Annotated in this window: 1 protein-coding gene; it reads right to left on the reverse strand. The window is 37.6% G+C overall.

What is annotated here, in order from left to right:
- Nucleotides 1-2,428, reverse strand: a 2,428-nt coding sequence (locus tag GPLA_RS11405) for a DEAD/DEAH box helicase family protein (RefSeq protein ID WP_040514574.1), incomplete at its 3' end; no start/stop codon positions are given.
- Nucleotides 2,429-2,816: the final 388 nt, after the last annotated feature.

Below are 2,816 nucleotides of genomic sequence, written 5' to 3' on the forward strand. Positions count from 1 at the left end.
GTGAGGAACAGTTCAACAGTCTATTATTGACGGCTCTGTAATATGCGGCATAAAGTTCGTTATTATCTGGCGCTATTTTTTTATTTTTACTTGCTGCAAGTAATGCATTCCATCCACCAAATTTACCTATCTTAATTTTGAATATATTTTCCAGAGTAATATTGGGATGAATCACCAAAAAATTAGTAAGAGTTAAAGGTAAGTTGGTGACATGAGGAAAGTTGATTATTAAGCTAATTAACTTGTTTTTATTAAGTGTTGCTTGGCGAATGTTGGTTAAGATCATGGCTTGAGTTCTTTCTTGTAACTCAATACGACAACCTAGCGGAAGATTGGGGAAGCCCTGCTTAACTTCTTTTTCAATTCCTTGATTTGTTTTACCAACTAAGGCTCTAAATTTATGAGAAAAGTCGTATTCAGGACGCGAGTTACCAACAAAATCTATTATTGTGCAACATTCCTTATCATCAGTTAGGCGTAAGCCACGACCAAGTTGCTGTAAGAAAATAGTTAAGCTTTCTGTGGGCCGTAAAAATAACAAGGTATCTAAGTCAGGTATATCCACGCCTTCGTTAAATATATCTACTACAAACAGCACGTTGATTTGCTTCGATTTTAGGCGCTGTTGTTGAGTTTCACGATCTTTACTGTTGTCGCTGGTGAGTACATCACAAGCAATATTTTGTAGCGTAAATTTTTGCGCCATGAAAGTGGCATGCTCTTTACTGACACAAAACGCCAATGCTCGCATTTGCGATATATCGGTAACTACTTCATCAAGGCTTTGTAGAATACGTAAAACACGTTGATTGTTGTGCGTATAAAGATCTGTTAGTTCGGCAATATCATACCGCCCTTTTGACCATGAAATTTGCGTTAAATCTGTATTGTCATCAGTTGCAAAGTATTGAAACGGCGAAAGGTGTCGTTGATTAATTGCCTCTGGTAACCTAATTTCTGCAGCAATGGTATTGCAAAAGTCACTCAGAATATCTGTTCCATCATGCCGCTCAGGTGTAGCCGTTAAGCCTAATAGTATTTGTGGAGTGAAATGCTTTAATAGGCCGCGATAGCTGATTGCTGCTATGTGATGTACTTCATCAATCACTATATAATCAAAGTAATCTTCACCTAAAGTAAGATTGTTTAATTGATTATTTAGGCTTTGGATCGAGGCGAATAAGTGCTGATATTTACTTGGTTTGTGATTTCCAACCCACAACTCACCGAAGGTACTGTTTTTTAATACCCCTCGGTAAGCACTCAACGCTTGTTTTAGAATTTCTTCCCTGTGTGCAATATATAAAAAATGAGCTGTGGGGTTTTCAGCATAGAAACGTGCAAAGTCAAATGCAGAAATAATGGTTTTACCCGTACCTGTTGCAGCAACGACTAAATTTTTATGTCGATTATGGAGTTCACGTTCAACTTTGAGTTTTTCTAAAATTGTTTGCTGATAGGAATGTGGTTTTATATCAAAATAAAAACGAGATGAGCTACCATTTACACTGCCTTTAGCTTCTAGTAACGCATCTTTCAATTTTTCTCGGCTTTCTACTTCGCCATCAAAGTGCTCAAAATCTGGTGACTCCCAATAGGTTTCGAATGTGCTAAGTGACTTTTCTATTATGTGGGGAATTTCCTGTGAAGTAATTTTGAGATTCCATTCCAAACCACTTGTTAAAGCTGAATGAGAGAGATTAGATGAGCCAATATAACCAGTATGAAATCCTGTATTCCGCATAAATAAATAGGACTTTGCATGAAGCCTTTCACGATTTGTATTGTAACTAAGCTTTACTTCCGTATTGGGTAACGAGGCTAAAAACTCTACTGCTTTAGCATCGGTCGCTCCCATGTAAGATGTAGTAATAACTTTTAACTGCTTACCGCTACGAGCAAAATACTCTAATTCATTTTTAAATATTCGAATGCCCGCCCATTTAATAAATGACACCAGCCAGTATATTTTGTCAGAAGATTGAATTTCCCTTTTTATTTCTGTTTCTAGTGAGACCCCAACGTTGCTACCACAAAATAATTCACTCTGCGTGAGGCCAGTTATTGGCATAATTGACTCAACATATTTTGAAATGTCGGCAGCTATGGGATTGGTTTTATCAAATAAAGCAGTGAGTATCTTACCTTGGCTATCTAATAGGTTTTCGCTAATTAGTTCTTCATCTTTAATGTGTTTGCTGAGCCAACGCACAATAGTATTGGCTAGGTTTATCTGCTCATAGACTCTCTTTTCACTATAGGGTATTGAGTCCATAGCAATTTCAATAATACGAGTTAAGAAACGGGATAACCAAGTTGCGGCCTCTGCTGCTTCTAACGATCGTTCGCCAACATAAAAAGAATCTCGATCTAAATTCTGTTCAACTAACTGAGTAATTAGTTGCTCGTAGATACCTGTTTGACTCATAAAAATCCCTTTGATACACCTTCATCAAGACCGAGCATATAGGAAAAATGGATGCCCAGAAATGTAGAATTTTTCATATCAATAATATTGACCAACAGGGTTGGTTAAATCTAACTTGCTTCATTCCTCAACCCAACACACGCAGGCATAGAATAATGCCAGCGATCAGCGCGATAGCTGCTGAGCCGGGTGTGACTATTAGGCGTTGCCAGTTGGTAGTAATCAAAAAATTGCAAAGACATCCATGTTAAGTGTGGTGATTTGCGCAGTGTTGAAAACCCAAGAATTATCAGGACACTCATCGAATTATCAGGACACCCATCAGAAGATAGTTAAAAGTTGTCAGCACCTGACGTGCTTAGTGGGGGATGAATTATAAATAATTATG

It is taken from the genome of Paraglaciecola polaris LMG 21857, assembly GCF_000315055.1.
GTDB lineage: Bacteria > Pseudomonadota > Gammaproteobacteria > Enterobacterales > Alteromonadaceae > Paraglaciecola > Paraglaciecola polaris.